General features: G+C 69.0%; 1 pseudogene. It reads left to right on the forward strand.

What is annotated here, in order from left to right:
* Positions 1 to 127: 127 nt before the first annotated feature.
* Positions 128 to 1327: pseudogene (locus GJ632_RS21535) on the forward strand (tRNA pseudouridine(54/55) synthase Pus10); the annotation flags it as partial.

Here is a 1327-nt window from a genome sequence, read left to right on the forward strand (position 1 = left end):
CGTCCTCCTCGTCGCCCTCGGCGCGGCGGCCGTCGCCGCCTCGTGGTGGCTCCTGACCGCCGCCGGCGTCGTCTGAGTCGCGGCCGAAAAGGGGAAGACAGAAACGCGCCCCACCGCATCACTCGGTATGAGTATCTTGGAGGACGCGCGCGAACTCGCGGCGCAGGGGCCCCTCTGCGACCCCTGTCTCGGCCGGGTGTTCGCCGACCGGAGTCACGGCCTGACGAACGCCGAACGCGGCCGGAGCCTCCGGGTCGCCGCCGCCCTCGAGGACGACGAGGAACCCGAGGACGTCGCCCGCGAGGACTGCTGGGTGTGCGAGGGCGAGTGCGCCCGTTTCGACGAGTGGGCGGAACGCTGCGCCGCGGCCGTCGAGGACGTGGAGTTCGACACCTACCAGGTCGCACGCGCGCGCCGCCCCTCGTCGAGGAGAACGAGATTCTCCTGCGCGAGGGTGCCGGACTACCCGAGGACGCGGGCGAACTGTTCAAATCCGAGTTCAACCGCGAAGTCGGCAAGCGGTTCGGCCGCCTGACCGAGACGACGGTGGAGTTCGGCCGCCCCGACGTGCAGTTCCTCCTCGACATCGACGCCGACGAGGTGGAAGTCGAGGTGAACTCGGCGTTCGTCTACGGGCGCTACCGCAAACTCGAACGCGACATCCCGCAGACCGAGTGGCCCTGTAACAAGTGTCACGGGAGCGGCTACCTCGGGAAACAGCCCTGCGACAAGTGCGACGGGACGGGCTACATGTACCAGGAGAGTGTCGAGGGCCTGACTGCTCCCGTCGTCACGGACGTGATGGACGGGACGGACGCGAAGTTCCACGGCGCGGGCCGCGAGGACGTGGACGCGCGCATGCTGGGGACGGGTCGACCGTTCGTCGTCGAGGTGATGGAACCCCGCCGACGGCACGTCGACGTCGAACGGTTGGAGGGCGACGTCAACGCGTTCGCCGAGGGGAAAGTCGAGGTGGAGGGACTCCGCCTCGCCGAGTACGACATGGTCGAACGCGTGAAGGAACTGAACGCCTCGAAGCGCTACCGCGCCGAGGTGGCGTTCGGCGACGACGTGTCCGAGAGCGAACTCGCCGACGCCCTCGCGGAACTCGACGGAGCCACCATCGAGCAGTACACGCCGAATCGCGTGGACCACCGGCGCGCGGCCCTGACGCGAACTCGCGATGTGTTCGAGGCGACGGGCGAGTGGCAGGACGAACGCCACGCCACCGTCGAGATTCACGGCGCGGGCGGCCTCTACATCAAGGAACTCGTCTCCGGCGACGAGGGGCGGACGAACCCGAGTCTCGCCGGCGTCCTCGCGTCGA

This window comes from Halogeometricum sp. CBA1124 (assembly GCF_009741955.1).
GTDB classification, from domain to species: Archaea; Halobacteriota; Halobacteria; order Halobacteriales; family Haloferacaceae; genus Halogeometricum; species Halogeometricum rufum.